The sequence below is a fragment of the Pantoea sp. ACRSC genome, assembly GCF_022346785.1.
Classification (GTDB): domain Bacteria; phylum Pseudomonadota; class Gammaproteobacteria; order Enterobacterales; family Enterobacteriaceae; genus Pantoea; species Pantoea alvi.
Map to the genome: position 1 here is coordinate 620397 of NZ_JAKRNN010000001.1, position 18015 is coordinate 638411.

The window sequence follows — 18015 nt, forward strand, 5'->3', positions numbered from 1 at the left end:
CTATCGTTTCAAGGTGGTAGTCAGGGGAGAAGCGAGCGGACGCGCGGCGGTTAGCGGCGGCGCGGCCGGTTTATGACGGTTAAGGAAGCCGATGTTGTTGTTGCCCCACAGATTCTCATAGGGCATCCCGGCCAGGGTCTCGACGATATCGCGCGCTTCAGGCGTGATGCGCTCCGGCAGGACGCGGTCAGCCTCGCGTATCTTCAGCGTCTCTTCGCGCAGCACGGTGTGGGTCTGCAGATTGAGCTTAAAGCGCAGCGAAACCAGGAAGCCGCAGACCAGCACGCACAGGGTGCCGAGGCTGAGGATGCCGAGAATGGTATGGCTGACGCCCGGCGCCTGGGTCGCCTGACCCGAGACGAAGCCGGAGAGCTGCAGCACGATGCCGACCAGCATCACCGCGCCCGCCTGGGAGGCTTTGCGGGTCAGAGTCATAATGCCGGCAAAAATCCCCTCGCGGCGCTGGCCGGTAATCACCTCATCCACGTCAGCGATGTAGGTGTAGATATTCCAGGGTACATAGTTGATGCCGCCGCGTCCCAGACCCGCCAGCGCCGAAATCAGCAGCAGCAGTGAAAAGCTGTCGCTCATGCCCGCATACCAGAGGCCGGCGTAGGAGAGGGCGGCGATGCCGAACAGCGTGACCACCAGGCGGTAGGCGGGCGCTGGCCCCATACGGATGCAGAGCGGGATCATGCCCATCACGGCGATAAACTGCAGCAGCGCCATGGTGCCCATCAGGTTTGAGGCGACCTGCGCGCTCTGCATCAGCACGAACACCACATACCAGGTAAAGACGGCGTTAAAGACATCCTGTGCAATATAGCCGCCCAGATACATGCCAAGATGCTGACGGAAAATGCGGATGCGCAGCGTCGAGGCGAGCTCAACATAGAGACGCTTCAGGCTCTGCATCAGAGAGAGCTGCCGCTTCTCCTCTTCGGCGCGGCGCGACTCTGCGGAGAAATCGCCGGGATCGCGCTCCCAGGTAAAGAACCAGACCAGCGTCAGCACCAGCGCGCAGATCATGGAAAACACCAGGCTGGCATAGAAAAACGAGAGCGGATTATCTTTGCCCAGCGCGCCGATCAAGATGCCCGGCAGGAAGGCGGCGAGGATCGCCGACAGCTGCGCCAGCGCGATACGCGCGCCGGAGAAGCGGGTTTTCTGTTTAAAATCGTCGGTCATTTCCGGCACCAGGGTTTCATAGGGCACCAGAATCATGGTGTAGACAATATCGAACAGCAGGTAGGTGGCGAGATACCACCAGAAGCTCATATCGCCGATCCACATCAGGCTATAGCTAAAGACGCAGGGAATGCCGAGCAGAATAAAGAATTTGCGGCGGCCGAAGCGCTTGCCCAGCCAGGTCGAGCCGAAGTTATCGGTGAGAAAGCCCATCAGCGGGCTGACTACCGCGTCCAGCACGCGCGCGGCGGCGAAGATAAAGGTCGCTTCAATAGGCGTCAGACCGCAGAAGGTAGTATAAAAATAGAGCAGCCAGGCAGCGGTAAGCGCCGTGGTGCCTGCGCCGAGAAAATCCCCGGAGCCGTAAGCCAGATAGTGGCCAAAACCAATTTTACGTGAGCGCATACGGATGCTCCTGTTTAGCCATAGTCATTACATCCCTTGTTATCCGGACCACACACTCGGAATAAATAGAAAGTAGAGCCGCAGCGCGGGGCAAACCTTCGCAATTACGCCAGGCGTCGCTTCTGGCTGGCAGTAACGCAAAGAAAAGGGCGGCGTGTTTCTAATTTATGAAACACTGTTTCATTTTAACTGCGCCCACGGCGGGAATGTGCGAAGCGGCGCACAGGAAAAAGAAGCGGTGAAAAATGGCGCAAAGGCAGGCAGTTAATCGGGGAAAAGTGGTACTGAGCTTGAAAGAAAACAAATTCCTCACGCATACTGATTCACTGTCAATCAGGCTTAAGGAATTGCACCATGGCTGAAGAAACTATTTTCAGTAAAATCATCCGTCGCGAAATCCCCGCCGACGTGGTGTATCAGGATGAGCTGGTCACTGCGTTTCGCGATATCTCTCCCAAAGCGCCGACCCATATTTTGATTGTCCCTAACGTATTAATCCCGACCGCTAACGACGCGCTGCCCGCCCACGAGCAGGCGCTGGGCCGCCTGTTCACCGTCGCCGCCAAAGTCGCGCGCGCCGAAGGCATCGATCAAGACGGCTACCGCCTGATCGTTAACTGCAATCGTCATGGCGGTCAGGAGGTGTACCACATTCATATGCATTTACTCGGCGGTCGTCCGCTGGGTCCAATGCTGGCCGACTGATTTTCCATACGGAAGCGAGTTATGCGTCAATGGCTGACAGGCTTGCCGCTCCTGCTGACTCTGGCAGGCTGCAGCAGCGATAAACCGATGATCGACACGTCGCAGTCGCTGGTAATGGAGTCCTCTGTGCTCTCTGCCGGCATCATTACCGACGAGCCGGTAATCGACGAGCAGGATGGGCAGCAGCGCGCGCGCAGCGTGCTCTATAATCAGCGCGAAACGCCGGTGGTGATCCACTATCGTTATTACTGGTACGACGACAAAGGACTGGAAATTACGCCGGGCGAACCGGCGCAGCGGGTCACCGTTCCGGCACACGGCAGCATTGTTGCCGCTTCCCAAATGGGCAACCTGACGGCCAGCAAGGTTCGTCTCTACCTTTATCTCTGAGGACTGTTACGTGATTCGCCGACTCCCTCGTTCCGGAGCGCTTCTGATGGCGCTCATTCTTTCCGGCTGCGTAATTAAGCAGCAGCAGCCCGCCCCCGTTGAACCGACGCAGCCTGCCGAACCGACGCAGCCACAGCCCGTTCCGCAGCCGGAGCCTGTACCGGAGCCAACGCAGCCGGTGCCGCAGCCGCCGAAGCTGAAAACCATTAACTGGGACGCCAGCGTGCAGCCGCTGGTGGCGCAGATGCTGCGCTCCGCCAACGGCGTCACGCCGGGCAGCGTGCTGATGGTGGATCGCATTAAAAACAGCACCAACGGCGCGCTGCAGGGCGAAAAAGCCACCGATGCGATTCAGAACGCGCTGGCCAACAACGGCAAGTTTACGCTGGTAACCAACGATCAGCTGGCGCAGGCCAAGCAGACGCTGGGCCTGTCGCCGGACGATAGCCTGAACTCGCGCAGCAAGGCGATTGGCCTGGCCCGCACGCTCAACGCGCAGTATGTGCTCTACAGCACGGCGCAGGGCGATGTGAAGACCCCGACGCTGCAAATGCAGCTGATGCTGGTGCAGACCGGCGAAATCGTCTGGTCAGGCAAAGGTGTCGCCCAGAATTGATCCCTTGCTGCTGGCGCGTATCGAAGCACGACTGCCGGGCGTCGCGGCGGGCAGGCTGACGCCGCTGCAGGGGCTGACCGGCCACAGCAGCAAACTGGAAAGCGAGCGGGGCGCGTTTATTGCGCGCCCTGCGCCACAGCCGGCGATCCCCTTTGTCGATCGCCAGCGCGAAGCCCGCCTGCTGCGTAAACTGCATCCCAGCGGCCTGACGCCGCGCCCGCTGCCAGGCGACGCGCAGCTATTGCTGCTGCCGTGGCGCGCGGGTGAGCCGCTCTCGCCGCAGGCGTTTCAGCAGCGGCGTGACGAGGTGGTGACCCTGCTGCTGCGGCTGCATCAGCAGCCGCCTACCGGCTATCGCCTGCTGCTGCTGCCGCTGCTGTGGCGCTACTGGCAGCTGTGCCGCCAGCGGCACCCTGGCTGGCAGCGCGCCCTGCGTCGGCTGGCGCGCGTGGGCGAACCCGCGCCGCTGCGGCTGGCGCCGCTGCATATGGATGTCCACGCCGGCAACCTGATTGCAGACGGGGAAGGGCTGCACCTGATCGACTGGGAGTACGCCGCCGATGGCGACGTGGCGTTAGAGCTGGCTGCGCTGTGCGCCGCCGATCCCGCCCATGCGGATCGCTGGCTGGCCGCCTATGCCCGGGCGGCACATCTGCCGCCCGCGACGCTGGCGCGGCAGGTGACGCGCTGGCAGCCCTGGCTGCGACTGCTGATGGCGAGCTGGTATCAGCTGCGCGCCGAGCAGAGCGAGGATGCGGAACTGCGCCAGCTGGCGCGGCAGAGCTGGCAATACATTTAATACGCGCGGCGAGAACGCCGCGCCAGGAACAGATTATGACGACACAACTTCCCGGCCCGCTGATGCTGGATGTCGAAAGTTTTGAACTGGATGCCGAAGAGCGCGAGATGCTGCAGCATCCCACGGTCGGCGGCGTGATCCTCTTTGCGCGCAACTACCACGATCCGGCGCAGCTTGCCGAGCTGGTGCGCCAGATCCGCAGCGCGTCGCGCACGCGGCTGGTGGTGGCGGTCGATCAGGAGGGCGGACGCGTGCAGCGCTTCCGCGACGGCTTCACCACCTTGCCCGCGATGCAGTCTTTCGCGGCGCTGCACGATGCGGAAACCGGCGGCGAGCTGGCGCAGCAGGCGGGCTGGCAGATGGCGGCGGAGATGATCGCCATGGATATCGACATCAGCTTCGCGCCGGTGCTGGATCTGGGCCATATCAGCGCGGCGATCGGCGATCGCTCGTTCCATGAGGATCCGCAAATTGCGCTGGCGATGGCGCGCCGCTTTATCGCCGGCATGCATGAAGCCGGCATGAAAACCACCGGCAAGCACTTCCCGGGGCACGGCGCGGTCAGCGCCGACTCGCACAAAGAGACGCCGCGCGATCCGCGCGATCTGGAAACCCTGCGTCGTCACGATATGGCGATTTTCCAGGCACTGTTCGACGAAGGCGCGCTGGATGCGGTCATGCCGGCGCACGTTATCTATACTGAAGTCGATCCACTGCCCGCCAGCGGTTCGCCTTACTGGCTGAAGAAGGTACTGCGTCAAGAGCTGGGCTTTGACGGCGTCATCTTCTCTGACGATCTGTCGATGGAAGGTGCCGCGATTATGGGCAGCTATGCCGAGCGCGCGCAGCAGTCGCTGTCGGCCGGATGCGACATGATCCTGGTCTGCAACCATCGCGAAGGGGCGATCAGCGTGCTGGATAATTTGATCGCGATCGGCGCCGAGCGCGTGCCGCGGCTGTACCATCGGGGAACCTTCACCCGCCAGAACCTGCAGCAGAGCACGCGCTGGAAGCAGAACGCGCAGCAGCTGAGCAACCTGCAGGCGCGCTGGCTGGAACACAAAGCGTCAGGGAAGTAGTCTCTGCTCCCGGCGCGCACAACGCTGAGGAGTGTCATGATTATTTATCTGCACGGTTTCGATTCCAACAGTCCGGGCAACCATGAAAAGGTGCTGCAGCTGCAGTTTATCGATCCTGACGTCAGGATGATTAGCTACAGCACCCGCCATCCCAAACATGATATGCAGTTCCTGCTGAAAGAGACCGACAAGCTGCTGACGCAGGGCGGCGGCAGCGCCCAGCCGCTGATTTGCGGCGTCGGCTTGGGCGGCTACTGGGCAGAGCGCATCGGCTTTCTCTGCGGCATTCGTCAGGCTATTTTCAATCCCAACCTCTTTCCCTTTGAAAATATGGAGGGAAAAATTGACCGCCCGGAAGAGTATCTCGACATCGCCACCAAGTGCGTCAGTGACTTTCGCGACAAGAACCGCGACCGCTGCCTGGTATTTCTGTCGCGTCGCGACGAGGTGCTGGAGAGCCAGCGCAGCGCAGATACGCTGCATCCCTTCTATGAAATTGTCTGGGATGAGCATGAAGGCCATAAGTTCAGGAATATCTCGCCGCATCTTCAGCGCATTAACGCTTTTAAAACATTAGGTTAAGCGTGCGGGCGGCGAGCGGCCGCCCATATTTTTTGCGTAATAATCTGAGATATCTGCCCACTAATTGATGTAAATCAATTTTGGTATGACCATCTTCCCTGCCCATGCTATCCTGCCTTCAGCAGCGATTTTAACTTCGCCAACCCTATGTTTCTTAAGGTTTAATTTAACCATTAATTAACTATTGGTTCACATTTTGAGGGGGTCTTGTTGACTACATCCATGAAAAAAATCGTTATTGTCGGTGGCGGCGCGGGCGGGCTGGAGATGGCTACGCAGCTCGGTCACAAGCTGGGCCGTAAGAAAAAGGCCGAGATTATTCTGGTGGATCGTAACCATAGCCACCTGTGGAAGCCGCTGCTGCACGAAGTGGCGACCGGATCGATGGACGAGGGCATCGACGCCCTGAGCTACCTGGCGCACGCGCGCAACCACGGCTTTCAGTTCCAGCTCGGCTCGCTGACCAATATCAACCGCGAGCGCAAAACCATCGAGCTGGCGGAGATGCGCGACGACAACGGCGAAGTGCTGGTGCCGCAGCGCGAGCTGGCCTACGACACCCTGGTGATGGCGCTCGGCAGCACCTCAAACGATTTCGGCACGCCGGGTGTCAAAGATCACTGCATCTTCCTCGATAACCCGCATCAGGCGCGGCGTTTCCACAATGAAATGCTCAACCAGTTCCTGAAGTTCTCCGCCAGCGAGGGCCGTCTGGAGAAGGTTAATATCGCCATCGTCGGCGGCGGGGCGACCGGCGTTGAGCTGTCGGCCGAGCTGCATAACGCGGTTAAACAGCTGCACAGCTACGGCTATAAAGGGCTGAGCAGCGAGGCGCTTAACGTCACGCTGGTGGAGGCGGGCGAGCGTATTCTGCCTGCGCTGCCGCCGCGCATCTCTGCCGCGGCCCACAGTGAACTGACCAAGCTGGGCGTGCGCGTGCTGACGCAAACCATGGTGACCAGCGCCGATAAAAACGGCCTGCACACCAAAGGCGGCGAATTTATCGAGGCGGATCTGATGGTTTGGGCGGCGGGCATTAAAGCGCCGGACTTCCTGAAAGAGATTGGCGGGCTGGAGACCAACCGCATCAACCAGCTGGTGGTGAAAGAGACGCTGCAGACCACCCTGGATGACGATATCTACGCTATCGGCGACTGCGCCTCCTGCGCGCTGCCGTCGGGCGGCTTCGTGCCGCCGCGCGCCCAGTCGGCGCACCAGATGGCGTCGCGCGCCATGGAGAATATCCTCGCCCAGCGTAGCGGCAAGCCGCTGAAAGCCTACGTCTATAAAGATCACGGCTCGCTGGTGTCGCTGTCGCGCTTCAGTACCGTCGGCAGCCTGATGGGCAACCTGATGCGCGGATCGATGATGGTAGAAGGGCGCATCGCGCGTTTCGTCTACATCTCTCTCTATCGCATGCATCAGATTGCGCTCCACGGCTACTTCAAGACCGGCCTGATGATGCTGGTGGGCAGCCTTAACCGCGTTATTCGCCCGCGCCTCAAGCTGCACTAATGATTCCCAGGCGGCGCAAGCCGCCTTTCCTTGTGACAGAGGCTTGTTAAGCTTCTGACACATAACAGAAATTAATTAAAACCCTCGGGCTACACCCTGCTCAGAACTCTCCGAAAAGGTGGTCCTGATCCGCTTCCGGTGCGTTTTCCTCCATTAATCTGATGTTGCAATTTCGGGCCATCTGCAAAACTTCCTGCAACGATACGGCGGGTCGTGCACGCCGTTCTGTGCCATAGCGACAGGGGACATCGTCGCGGCACGCATGCACGGTAACAACTTCAGGAGGACAATCCTGTGAATAAATCAATGTTAGCGGGTATCGGTATCGGCGTTGCAGCTGCTTTGGGCGTGGCCGCCGTTGCCAGCATGGATGTATTTGATCGTGGTCCGCAGTATGCGCAGGTGCTTTCGGCGACGCCAATCAAAGAGAGCATCAGGCAGCCGCGTCAGGAGTGTCGCAACGTTACGCTGACCCATCGTCGCGCGGTACAGGATGAGAACCGCATCGCCGGTTCGGTGCTGGGCGCGGTGGCGGGCGGCGTGCTGGGCCATCAGTTCGGCGGCGGACGGGGTCGCGATGTGGCAACGGTCGCAGGCGCGCTGGCGGGTGGCTATGCCGGCAACCAGGTGCAGGGCGGTTTGCAGGATCGCGATACCTATACGACATCAGAGCAGCGCTGCAAAACGGTATACGATAAACAAGAAAAGATGCTGGGTTATGACGTGACCTATAAAATAGGCAGCCAGCAGGGCAAAATCCGTATGGAAAACGACCCTGGCACCCGCATCCCGCTGGACCGTAACGGCCAGCTTATCCTGAACAACAATCAGGCTTAACGGGCAAAGACTCCCACACAGCACACGCATAGTAAAAAGGCACATCTTAAGGATGTGCCTTTTTTTTTGCCACTGTGCTGAGGCGGATAAGAGGGCCCGATAAGAAAGCGGCAAAAACGCCATCTCTCCCCGCGTGGCGCGGGCGCCCCTGAAGAGGCCAGCGCGTTGCGTCTGTTAAAAACGCGCCCGGCGTGTTTGTTGCTGACGCCGGACGCTTTGCTTCTCGCAGCGCCTTATCCGCTGGCGAGAGGTATTAACCGATGGTCATCAGGCTGGCGTTGCCGCCGGCCGCCGCGGTATTGACGCTCAGGGAACGCTCAATCAGCAAACGTTCCAGCAGCAGCTGGGTCTCGCCGCGAGCAAAGCCCTGCACCGACACAATCGCGCCGTCGCGCGCCGCAATCTGCTCGCACAGGGTGCGCAGCTGATCGGCGTCGCCGTGGTAGATCACCGCGTCGAAGTGCGTGGCGAAGAGATCCTTCTCCAGCGCGATGCGCGCCTGTACCGCCTGCGGCAGCCCCTGGCGCAGCTTGCGATGCAGCTCATCGTCCGGCCACAGCGCCTGGCTACCGACGCTGGTCACCGCCGCCAGCTGCACCAGCGCGTCCTGCTCGTTATCGGCGAGGCAGAGCACGCGTTCACGCGGCAGCAGCGAGAAGGTGTTGCGCTCGCCGGTCGGGCCGGTCAGCAGCCGCACGGTGCCCGCCTGCGCCAGCGTGGCGTAGCGCTGGCAGACGGCGGCCAGCTCGGGCTTGTCCTGCTGCGCCCAGGCGGTAAAGGCTTTATGCGGCTCCAGCAGCGCCTCGCGCAGCGTGCCGTCCGCCGGACGCTCGGCGTCCTGGCGCTCAAAGGTGGTGCTCAGCGCCGTTTCCGGACGGCTGGCCAGCAGACGATAGAGATAGAGCGGACCGCCCGCTTTCGGACCGGTGCCGGACAGCCCTTCGCCGCCGAACGGCTGCACGCCGACCACTGCGCCCACCATATTGCGGTTAACGTAGAGGTTGCCGACTTTGGCACTGGCGGTGACCTGCGCGATGGTTTCATCGATGCGGGTATGCACGCCCAGCGTCAGGCCGTAGCCGCCAGCGTTGATCTGATCGATCAGCTGCGGCAGCGCGTTGCGCGCGAAGCGCACCACGTGCAGCACCGGGCCGAAGATCTCCTTGTCGAGATCGCTGACCTGATCGATCTCGATCAGCGTCGGCTTGATAAAGGTGCCGCTTTGCCACTCTGCGCGATCCTGCGGGTGCTCCTGCGCCGCCTGGTAGACGGTATTGCCTTTATTGCGCATCGCCTGGATATGACGCTCGATGTTGGCCTTCGCCTCGGCGTCGATCACCGGACCGATATCGGTAGAGAGACGCTCCGGGTTGCCCATGCGGCATTCGGTCATCGCGCCGCGCAGCATCTTCAGGGTGTGATCCGCCACGTCCTCCTGGATGCAGAGCAGACGCAGCGCCGAGCAGCGCTGTCCGGCGCTGTCGAAGGCTGAGGCGAGAATATCGACCACCACCTGTTCGGTCAGCGCGGAAGAGTCGACGATCATCGCGTTCAGACCGCCGGTTTCGGCGATCAGCGGCGTTGGACGCCCCTGCGGATCGAGGCGGCCAGCCAGGTTGCGCTGCAGCAGGGTCGCCACGGCGGTGGAGCCGGTAAACATCACGCCGCGCACGCGCGGGTCGCGCGTCAGCTGCGCGCCGACGGTCTCGCCGTCGCCCGGCAGCAGCTGCAGCACGCCCGCCGGCACGCCGGCATCCAGCAGGATGCGCACCGCCTGCGCGGCGATCAGCGGCGTCTGCTCCGCAGGCTTGGCCAGCACGCTATTGCCCGCCGCCAGCGCGGCCGCGATCTGACCGGTAAAGATCGCCAGCGGGAAGTTCCACGGGCTGATACAGACCACCGGGCCAAGGGGACGGTGCGTTTCATTGTCGAAATCGTTACGCACCATGCCAGCGTAGTAGCGCAGGAAGTCGACCGCCTCGCGCACTTCGGCGATGGCGTTGTTGTAGGTTTTGCCCGCTTCGCGCACCAGAATGCCAATCAGCTGCTGCATCCCATCTTCCATATGCTGCGCAGCGCGATCGAGGATCGCCGCGCGCTCGTCCGGCGGCGTGGCGAACCAGATAGGACCGGCGTTCACTGCCGCATCCAGCGCCAGCGATACTTCAGCTTCGCTTGCTTCGCGCACCTGGCCGACGATATCGCCCGGCGCGGCCGGGTTGATCACCGCGCGGGTTTCGCCGTCGCCCAGCTCGCCGTCGATAATCGGCTGCGCCAGCCAGGGCTGCGCGGCGCTGCTCAGCAGGGCGCTGGAGAGCGAGGCCAGACGATGTTCGTTGGCCATATCAATGCCCGCCGCGTTGCTGCGTCCTGCGCCGTAGAGATCGCGCGGCAGCGGAATTTTCGGATGCGGCAGGCCAATTGCGCCTTCGCTCGCGCCCAGCTTTTCAACCGCCGCCACCGGATCGGCCACCAGCTCGTCAATCGGCAGCGACGTGTCGGCGATACGGTTAACGAAAGAGGTATTGGCGCCGTTTTCCAGCAGGCGACGCACCAGGTAGGCGAGCAGGGTTTCATGGGTGCCGACCGGCGCATAGATGCGGCACGGACGGTTCAGCTTGCCGTCCGCCACTTTACCGACCACCTGCTCATAGAGCGGTTCGCCCATGCCGTGCAGGCACTGGAACTCATACTGACCCGGATAGTAGTTATTGCCCGCCAGCTGATAGATCGCCGCCAGGGTATGGGCGTTGTGCGTGGCGAACTGCGGATAGATCAGGTTGGGCACCGCCAGCAGCTTGCGCGCGCAGGCGATATAGGAGATATCGGTGTAGACCTTGCGGGTATAGACCGGATAGCCTTCGAGACCTTCCACCTGGGCGCGTTTGATTTCGCTGTCCCAGTAGGCGCCTTTCACCAGGCGGATCATCAGGCGGCGACGGCTGCGCTGCGCCAGATCGATCAGCGAGTCGATCACGAACGGGCAGCGTTTCATATAGGCCTGGATAACGAAGCCGATGCCGTTCCAGCCCTCCAGCTCCGGCTCGAAGCAGAGCTTCTCCAGCAGGTCGAGGGACAGCTCGAGACGGTCCGCCTCTTCGGCGTCGATATTGATGCCGATGTCGTAAGAGCACGCCAGCAGCGTCAGGGATTTCAGAATAGGGTAGAGCTCCTCCATCACGCGGTCGTACTGCGCGCGGCTGTAGCGCGGGTGCAGGGCGGAGAGCTTAATAGAGATGCCCGGCCCTTCATAAATGCCGCGTCCGTTGGAGGCTTTGCCGATAGCGTGGATCGCCTGCTGGTAGGAGACCAGGTAGGCTTTGGCGTCGCTGGCGGTCAGCGCCGCTTCGCCCAGCATATCGTAGGAGTAGCGGAAGCCTTTCTCTTCCAGCTTGCGCGCGTTCGCCAGCGCCTCGGCGATGGTTTCGCCGGTGACGAACTGTTCGCCCATCAGGCGCATCGCCATATCCACCCCTTTGCGCACCAGCGGCTCGCCGCTCTTGCCGATAATACGGTTCAGCGAGCGCGACAGGTTGGCTTCGTTGTGGGTCGAGACCAGGCGTCCGGTAAACAGCAGACCCCAGGTGGCGGCGTTCACGAACAGCGAGGGGCTGCGGCCCAGGTGCGACTGCCAGTTGCCGTTGCTGATCTTGTCGCGGATCAGCGCGTCGCGCGTCGGCTTATCGGGAATACGCAGCAGCGCTTCCGCCAGGCACATCAGCGCCACGCCCTCCTGTGAGGAGAGGGAGAACTCCTGCAGCAGGCTTTGCACCATTCCGGCTCGTCCGGTTGCACCTTTCTGGTGCCTCAGCTTGTCCGCGAGGCTATAGGCGAGCTGGTGCGTCTTCTCTGCCAGCGCCGCCGGCAGACGCGCCTGCTCCAGCAGCATCGGCACCGCGTCGGTCTCTGGTCGACGCCAGGCGGCGGTAATGGCGGCGCGCGTGACCGACTGCGGCAGAATATGTTCAGCGAAGTCGAGGAACGGCTGGTGCGTCTCGTCCGGCACGCTCTCATCTTGCTCCGCCTGCGCGCCTGCCGTCATGGGGATCTCTGGCAAGGCGTCGCCGCTCTCCAGCTGACCGAGATAGTTGAAAATGGCCTGCTTGATCAGCCAGTGCGGCGTGCGGTCAACCTTCTGTGCCGCCAGTTTAATCCGTTCGCGGGTGGCTTCATCCAGCTTCACCCCCATCGTTGTGGTACCCATGACCTGTCAGCTCCTCTCTTTACGCTCATACTACGTGGCCAGCACTATCTCTGATGTTGCAACTTTGTGCAACCGTGTTAAGTGTGACCTGCTTAACAGCCTTTTTAATGATTAATTTGCTAACGCTTTAAAAGGCGGCACGGAACTTGCTGCAAGAATCTCGCCAAAATTGCATGGCGCTAACTTACTGCATTAAAGAAGGTTTAAAGAGGTGCAACTATGGAACTGTGAGCGAGTGCAACCTGTTAACAAAATTTAGCCATTAACAGGTGAAATCGCTGTAATGCCTGTGTTAAATCCATTGTGCGTATCGCACCTTTCCGGCAGGATACCGCGCCTTGGGAAAGGTCAGGCGCCTGAAGCTGGACAAAACCTGTAGCGTTGTCCCGTTCCGACAAGGCCACAGCGTACGGTTTCTCTCGGGAAATCAACTATAAAGTGGAGAGATGAATGAGTGTAAGCACACCGATGCTGGTGACTTTTGTAATTTATATCCTTGGGATGGTGCTGATAGGCTTCGTGGCCTATCGTTCAACCAAAAACTTCGACGATTACATTCTGGGCGGCCGCAGTCTGGGCAGCGTGGTGACCGCGCTCTCTGCGGGCGCATCCGACATGAGCGGCTGGCTGCTGATGGGGCTGCCGGGCGCCATTTTTCTCTCCGGCATCTCGGAAAGCTGGATCGCTATCGGCCTGACCATCGGCGCCTGGCTGAACTGGAAGATCGTGGCGGGACGTCTGCGCGTGCAGACCGAACACCATGACAACGCCCTGACGCTGCCCGATTTTTTCACCAGCCGCTTTGAGGATAAAAGCAAACTGCTGCGCGTTATCTCTGCGCTGGTGATCCTGATTTTCTTCACCATCTACTGCGCCTCCGGCGTGGTGGCGGGCGCGCGCCTGTTTGAAAGCACCTTCGGCATGAGCTATGAAACCGCGCTGTGGGCCGGCGCCGCTGCGACCATTCTTTATACCCTGGTGGGCGGCTTCCTGGCGGTTAGCTGGACCGATACCGTGCAGGCGAGCCTGATGATTTTCGCACTGGTGCTGACGCCGATTATCGTGATTGTCGCGGTAGGCGGGCTGGACGACTCGCTGGCGGTGATCGAGGCGAAGAGCATTGAAAACATCAATATGCTGAAGGGGCTCAACTTTGTTGCGGTGATTTCGCTGCTGGGCTGGGGCCTCGGCTACTTCGGCCAGCCGCACATCCTGGCGCGCTTTATGGCGGCGGATTCGCATCGCTCAATCCGCACCGCACGCCGCATCGGTATGGCCTGGATGGTGCTCTGCCTGGCGGGCGCGGTGGCGGTCGGCTTCTTCGGCATCGCCTACTTCCAGAATCACCCGGAGCTGGCGGCGAACGTCAGCGGCAACGGCGAGCGCGTCTTTATCGAGCTGGCGCGCATTCTGTTTAACCCGTGGATCGCCGGCATTCTGCTCTCGGCCATTCTGGCGGCGGTGATGTCGACCCTTAGCTGCCAGCTGCTGGTCTGCTCCAGCGCGCTGACTGAGGATCTCTATAAAGGCTTCCTGCGCAAAAACGCCAGCCAGAAAGAGCTGGTCTGGTTTGGTCGCGCGATGGTGCTGCTGGTGGCGCTGGTTGCTATCGCGCTCGCCTCTAACCCGGATAACCGCGTGCTGGGGCTGGTGAGCTACGCCTGGGCCGGTTTCGGTGCCGCCTTTGGTCCGGTGGTGCTGTTCGGCGTCTGCTGGAAGCGCATGACGCGCAACGGCGCGCTGGCTGGCATGGTGATCGGTGCGGCGACGGTGCTGATCTGGAAACAGTATGGCTGGCTGGGCCTGTATGAAATTATTCCGGGCTTTGCCTTCTCCAGCATCGCCATTGTGCTCTTCAGCCTGATGGGCCGTGAGCCGTCTGCCGCCGCGCAGCAGCGCTTTGAGGCGGCCGAAGCGGAGTACCAGACGAAGTAATTCATTACAACATACAAGCCCGCGACCTGAAGAGGCGCGGGCTTTTTTTATCTCTGCAGGGCCGTAAATAATTTCGCAGCATTACTTGTTTTTTCCACCGCGATAATGATAATCGGTATCGTTCGCATTTTACCTAACTTTACCTGCGATTGACGCTGCTTAACATTCAAGAGGTCGGCGATGTTTGTTCCCTTTCTTATCATGCTGCGCGAAGGCCTGGAAGCGGCGCTGATCGTCAGCCTGATCGCCAGCTATCTTAAGCGCACCGGCCGCACCCGCTGGTTTCCCGCGCTGTGGGCGGGCGTATTTATCGCGGCGGCCCTCTGCCTGGCGCTCGGCATTATCATCAATCAGACCACCGGCGAATTCCCGCAGAAACAGCAGGAGCTGTTTGAGGGCATCGTGGCCGTGGTGGCCGTGGCGATCCTTACCTCAATGGTGTTCTGGATGCGTAAGGTGGCGCGCAATATGCGCGCGCAGCTTGAGCAGGCGGTAGATCAGGCGCTGAGTCAGAGCGGGCGCGGCGGGCTGGCGCTGGTGCTGATGGTGTTTCTCGCCGTGGCGCGCGAAGGGCTGGAGTCGGTGTTCTTTCTGCTGGCGGCCTTCACCCAGGATGTCGGCTATGCGCCGCCGGTGGGGGCGCTGCTCGGTCTGGCCACGGCGGTGGTGCTGGGCGTGCTGCTCTACTGGGGCGGCGTACGGCTGAATATGGCGCACTTTTTCCGCTGGAGCAGCCTGTTTATTCTCTTTGTCGCTGCCGGGCTGGCGGCGGGCGCAATCCGCGCATTCCATGAAGCGGGCCTGTGGAACCATTTTCAAGGCGTCGCCTTCGACCTGAGCAACGTGCTCTCCACCCATTCGCTGGCGGGCACGCTGCTTGAGGGCGTACTTGGCTATCAGGAGACGCCGAGCGTCAGCGAAGTGGCGGCCTATTTTCTCTATCTTATTCCGGCGCTGCTGCTGTTTTTACTGCCGGCACGTCCGGCGCGCCAACTCTCGACTAAACAGGGATAACTCTATGATGATTCGCTTTCGCCGCAAAACCCTGCTGGCCTCGCTGCTGGCGCTGACGGGAACCGCTGCGGCTGCTGATATTCCGCAGGTCGCCGTCAGCGTGACGGATACCCAGTGCGAACCGATGCAGCTGACGGTCAAGCCAGGCAAAACCCAGTTTCTGATCAAGAACAACAGTCAGAAAGCGCTGGAGTGGGAGATTTTGAAAGGCGTGCTGGTGGTGGAAGAGCGTGAGAATATCGCGCCGGGCTTCAGCCAGAAGCTCACCGCCAACCTGGAGGCGGGCGAGTATGAGATGACCTGCGGCCTGCTGAGCAATCCGAAGGGCAAACTGATCGTGCAGGGCGAGGGGGCACCAGCCGCGAAAGGGGACAAACCTGACGTGCTGGCGCTGGCCGGTCCCATCACCGCCTATAAAGCCTACGTGACGCAGGAAGTGGCGCAGCTGGCGGCGAGCACCGAAGCCTTTACCCATGCGGTGAAGGCGGGCGATATCGAGAAAGCGCGCGCGCTCTATGCGCCGACCCGCCAGCACTACGAGCGTATCGAGCCTATCGCCGAGCTTTTCTCCGATCTCGACGGCAGCATCGACGCGCGCGAAGATGACTATGAGAAGAAAGCGGAAGATCCGAAGTTCACCGGCTTCCACCGCCTGGAGAAAGCGCTGTTCAGCGATAACAGCACCAAAGGCATGGAGGGCTATGCCACCCAGCTCAACCGCGACGTGCAGGATTTGCAGACCCGCATCAGCGAGCTGGCTTTCCCGCCGGTAAAAGTGGTCGGCGGCGCGGCTGGCCTGATTGAAGAGGTCGCCTCCAGCAAGATCTCCGGCGAAGAGGATCGCTACAGCCGCACCGACCTGTGGGATTTCCAGGCGAATATCGACGGCGCGCAAAAGATTGTCGATCTGCTGCGTCCCCAGCTGCAGCAGGCGAATCCGCAGCTGCTGGCGAAAGTCGACGGCAACTTTAAAAAAGTTGACGCTATTCTGAGCAAGTACCGCGAGGGGGCGGGCTTCGCCTCCTATGAGAAGCTCACCAGCGCGGATCGCAATGCGCTGAAAGGACCGATTACCGCGCTGGCGGAAGATCTCTCTTTACTGCGCGGTACCCTGGGTCTCGATTGATATGAGTCGTCAAAAGGATGAGGCGCAGCCCGCGCGGCGGCGCCTGTTAAAAGGGCTGGGGCTGTTTGGCGGCGCGGCCGCCCTGAGCGGCGGCTGTCCGTTTCACGCGGCGGCCGAGAGCTTCTCTCCCGGTACGGTTGCGCCCGACGCGCGACGTCAGGTGCAACCCTTTTATGGGCAGCATCAGGCGGGTATCACCACGCCGCAGCAGGCGTCGATGATGCTGGTCGCCTTCGACGTGCTGGCCAGCGATAAAGCCGATCTGGTGCGGCTGTTTCAACTGCTCACCGCGCGCATCGCCTTTTTGACCAGCGGCGGCCCGGCGCCGGCGGTGACCAATCCCAGGCTGCCGCCGATGGATTCAGGCATTCTGGGGGCGGAGATCGCGCCGGACAACCTCACCATCACGGTTTCGGTGGGCGCGTCGCTGTTTGATGAGCGTTTTGGCTTGCAGGCGCTGAAGCCGAAAAAGCTGCAAAGCATGACGCGCTTCCCCAACGATTCGCTGGATGCCGCCCAGTGCCACGGCGATCTGCTGCTGCAGATCTGCGCCAATACCCAGGACACGGTGATCCACGCGCTGCGCGATATTGTGAAATATACGCCTGACCTGCTGGGCGTACGCTGGCGGCGCGAAGGCTTTATCGCCGATCACGCCGCGCGCAGCCAGGGCAAAGAGACGCCCATCAACCTGCTGGGCTTTAAGGACGGCACGGCCAATCCCGATACGCAGGATAAGCCGCTGATGGACAAGCTGCTGTGGGTCACGGCCGATCAAGACGAGCCGGCGTGGACCCACAGCGGCTGCTATCAGGCGGCGCGGATAATCCGCTTCCGCGTTGAGATGTGGGACCGCACGCCGCTGGGCGAACAGCAGGCCATCTTCGGCCGCGACAAGCTGAGCGGTGCGCCGCTGGGCATGCAGCATGAGCACGACGTGCCGGACTATACGAAAGATCCCCACGGCGAGGTTATTGCGCTCGACGCCCATATTCGCCTCGCTAACCCGCGCACGCGCGAGACGGAGAGCAGCCTGATGCTGCGCCGTGGCTACAGCTATTCGGCGGGCACGACCGCATCAGGGCAGCTGGATATGGGGCTGCTGTTCGTCTGCTATCAGCATGACCTGGAAAAGGGCTTTATCACGGTACAGAAGCGGCTTAACGGCGAAGCGCTGGAGGAGTATGTGCGTCCCATTGGCGGCGGCTACTTCTTTGTTTTGCCGGGCGTTCCCGACGCTAAGCACTATCTGGCGCAGCCGCTGCTGGAAGCCTGATGTCACCTGCGCCGCCGTCGCGGCGGCGCAGCTTCTGCGCGCAGCGCAAAATATTTTTTTCCCGCCTGAAAATCTAATGCCTTGATCGCTATAACAAACTCTTTTTTTTCCCGCCCGTCGTCGGCTGTTATTTCTGAATTCCGGGCTGGCGCGTAAAATTAATGTTGCCAAATCTGTTAAAATTAGTGCAGTTTAATGGATAAGCGTGTTGTATCGCAGACTGGAGTCGCGCATGGGAAGGTCCTTTACAGGACAGACGGTTTTACTTCAGGTTCCACACTCTTCAGCGAGGGCTTGCGCGCCTTCGACAGCCACCCCTTCTTTAACAGATTACTGTTTCACCT

General features: G+C 61.0%; 14 protein-coding genes. 12 read left to right on the forward strand and 2 right to left on the reverse strand.

From position 1 onward, the window contains the following. Nucleotides 1-1593 (reverse strand): MFS transporter, encoded by a 1593-nt coding sequence (locus MHZ97_RS03015; protein WP_239312006.1) that lies wholly within the window; start codon nt 1591-1593, stop codon nt 1-3. A 354-nt stretch (nt 1594-1947) separates the two neighbouring features. Between MHZ97_RS03015 and hinT the strand changes: the two genes are divergently transcribed. The 8 genes from hinT to MHZ97_RS03055 all read left to right on the forward strand — a co-directional run bounded on the left by hinT (nt 1948) and on the right by MHZ97_RS03055 (nt 8116). Then, nucleotides 1948-2298 carry a purine nucleoside phosphoramidase gene (gene hinT / locus MHZ97_RS03020; protein ID WP_103795475.1) on the forward strand — a complete coding sequence of 117 codons (351 nt, stop codon included), beginning with the start codon at nt 1948-1950 and terminating at the stop codon, nt 2296-2298. A gap of 21 nt (nt 2299-2319) precedes the next feature. Continuing rightward, nucleotides 2320-2688 carry a YcfL family protein gene (locus tag MHZ97_RS03025; protein ID WP_103795476.1) on the forward strand — a complete coding sequence of 123 codons (369 nt, stop codon included), beginning with the start codon at nt 2320-2322 and terminating at the stop codon, nt 2686-2688. A gap of 10 nt (nt 2689-2698) precedes the next feature. Then, nucleotides 2699-3304 (forward strand): penicillin-binding protein activator LpoB, encoded by a 606-nt coding sequence (gene lpoB / locus MHZ97_RS03030; protein WP_103795477.1) that lies wholly within the window; start codon nt 2699-2701, stop codon nt 3302-3304. Further along, nucleotides 3288-4103, forward strand: a complete 816-nt coding sequence (gene thiK / locus MHZ97_RS03035; protein WP_374044219.1) for a thiamine kinase — start codon at nt 3288-3290, stop codon at nt 4101-4103. The genes lpoB and thiK overlap by 17 nt, the downstream gene beginning before the upstream one ends. 35 nt (nt 4104-4138) lie before the next feature. Next, nucleotides 4139-5182: a beta-N-acetylhexosaminidase gene (nagZ, locus tag MHZ97_RS03040; RefSeq protein ID WP_103795479.1), complete on the forward strand. Its 1044-nt coding sequence runs from the start codon at nt 4139-4141 to the stop codon at nt 5180-5182. Nucleotides 5183-5218: 36 nt separating this feature from the next. Then, nucleotides 5219-5764 carry an alpha/beta hydrolase YcfP gene (gene ycfP, locus MHZ97_RS03045; protein ID WP_239312003.1) on the forward strand — a complete coding sequence of 182 codons (546 nt, stop codon included), beginning with the start codon at nt 5219-5221 and terminating at the stop codon, nt 5762-5764. Nucleotides 5765-5974: 210 nt separating this feature from the next. Then, the gene (locus MHZ97_RS03050) at nt 5975-7279 is read left to right on the forward strand and encodes an NAD(P)/FAD-dependent oxidoreductase (RefSeq protein WP_103795481.1); all 1305 of its coding nucleotides are present in this window, start codon (nt 5975-5977) and stop codon (nt 7277-7279) included. 294 nt (nt 7280-7573) lie between these two features. Then, nucleotides 7574-8116, forward strand: coding sequence for a glycine zipper 2TM domain-containing protein (locus MHZ97_RS03055; RefSeq protein ID WP_103795482.1), 543 nt, complete (start codon nt 7574-7576; stop codon nt 8114-8116). A 253-nt stretch (nt 8117-8369) separates the two neighbouring features. On the opposite strand, the gene putA is transcribed toward MHZ97_RS03055, so the two are convergent. Next, the gene (gene putA / locus MHZ97_RS03060; RefSeq protein ID WP_239312000.1) at nt 8370-12320 is read right to left on the reverse strand and encodes a trifunctional transcriptional regulator/proline dehydrogenase/L-glutamate gamma-semialdehyde dehydrogenase; all 3951 of its coding nucleotides are present in this window, start codon (nt 12318-12320) and stop codon (nt 8370-8372) included. Nucleotides 12321-12770: 450 nt separating this feature from the next. Between putA and putP the strand changes: the two genes are divergently transcribed. The 4 genes from putP (at nt 12771) to efeB (ending at nt 17671) form a co-directional block, all read left to right on the forward strand. Then, nucleotides 12771-14255 carry a sodium/proline symporter PutP gene (putP, locus tag MHZ97_RS03065; protein WP_103795484.1) on the forward strand — a complete coding sequence of 495 codons (1485 nt, stop codon included), beginning with the start codon at nt 12771-12773 and terminating at the stop codon, nt 14253-14255. 180 nt (nt 14256-14435) lie between these two features. Further along, entirely contained in the window at nt 14436-15269 is an 834-nt protein-coding gene (efeU, locus tag MHZ97_RS03070; RefSeq protein WP_239311997.1) for an iron uptake transporter permease EfeU, read from the forward strand. 4 nt (nt 15270-15273) lie between these two features. Then, the gene (gene efeO, locus MHZ97_RS03075) at nt 15274-16395 is read left to right on the forward strand and encodes an iron uptake system protein EfeO (RefSeq protein ID WP_103795486.1); all 1122 of its coding nucleotides are present in this window, start codon (nt 15274-15276) and stop codon (nt 16393-16395) included. Between the two features lies 1 nt (nt 16396). Further along, on the forward strand, nt 16397-17671 hold the full coding sequence (efeB, locus tag MHZ97_RS03080; protein WP_239311992.1) for an iron uptake transporter deferrochelatase/peroxidase subunit: 1275 nt from the start codon (nt 16397-16399) through the stop codon (nt 17669-17671). The last annotated feature ends 344 nt before the right edge of the window (nt 17672-18015 follow it).

Coding starts and splice junctions, on each gene's coding strand:
- efeU (WP_239311997.1), top strand. CDS start 14,436: ATGTTTGTTCCCTTTCTTATCATGCTGCGCGAAGGCCTGGAAGCGGCG.
- nagZ (WP_103795479.1), top strand. CDS start 4,139: ATGACGACACAACTTCCCGGCCCGCTGATGCTGGATGTCGAAAGTTTT.
- efeO (WP_103795486.1), top strand. CDS start 15,274: ATGATGATTCGCTTTCGCCGCAAAACCCTGCTGGCCTCGCTGCTGGCG.
- MHZ97_RS03025 (WP_103795476.1), top strand. CDS start 2,320: ATGCGTCAATGGCTGACAGGCTTGCCGCTCCTGCTGACTCTGGCAGGC.
- hinT (WP_103795475.1), top strand. CDS start 1,948: ATGGCTGAAGAAACTATTTTCAGTAAAATCATCCGTCGCGAAATCCCC.
- MHZ97_RS03015 (WP_239312006.1), bottom strand. CDS start 1,593: ATGCGCTCACGTAAAATTGGTTTTGGCCACTATCTGGCTTACGGCTCC.
- efeB (WP_239311992.1), top strand. CDS start 16,397: ATGAGTCGTCAAAAGGATGAGGCGCAGCCCGCGCGGCGGCGCCTGTTA.
- ycfP (WP_239312003.1), top strand. CDS start 5,219: ATGATTATTTATCTGCACGGTTTCGATTCCAACAGTCCGGGCAACCAT.
- putP (WP_103795484.1), top strand. CDS start 12,771: ATGAGTGTAAGCACACCGATGCTGGTGACTTTTGTAATTTATATCCTT.
- putA (WP_239312000.1), bottom strand. CDS start 12,320: ATGGGTACCACAACGATGGGGGTGAAGCTGGATGAAGCCACCCGCGAA.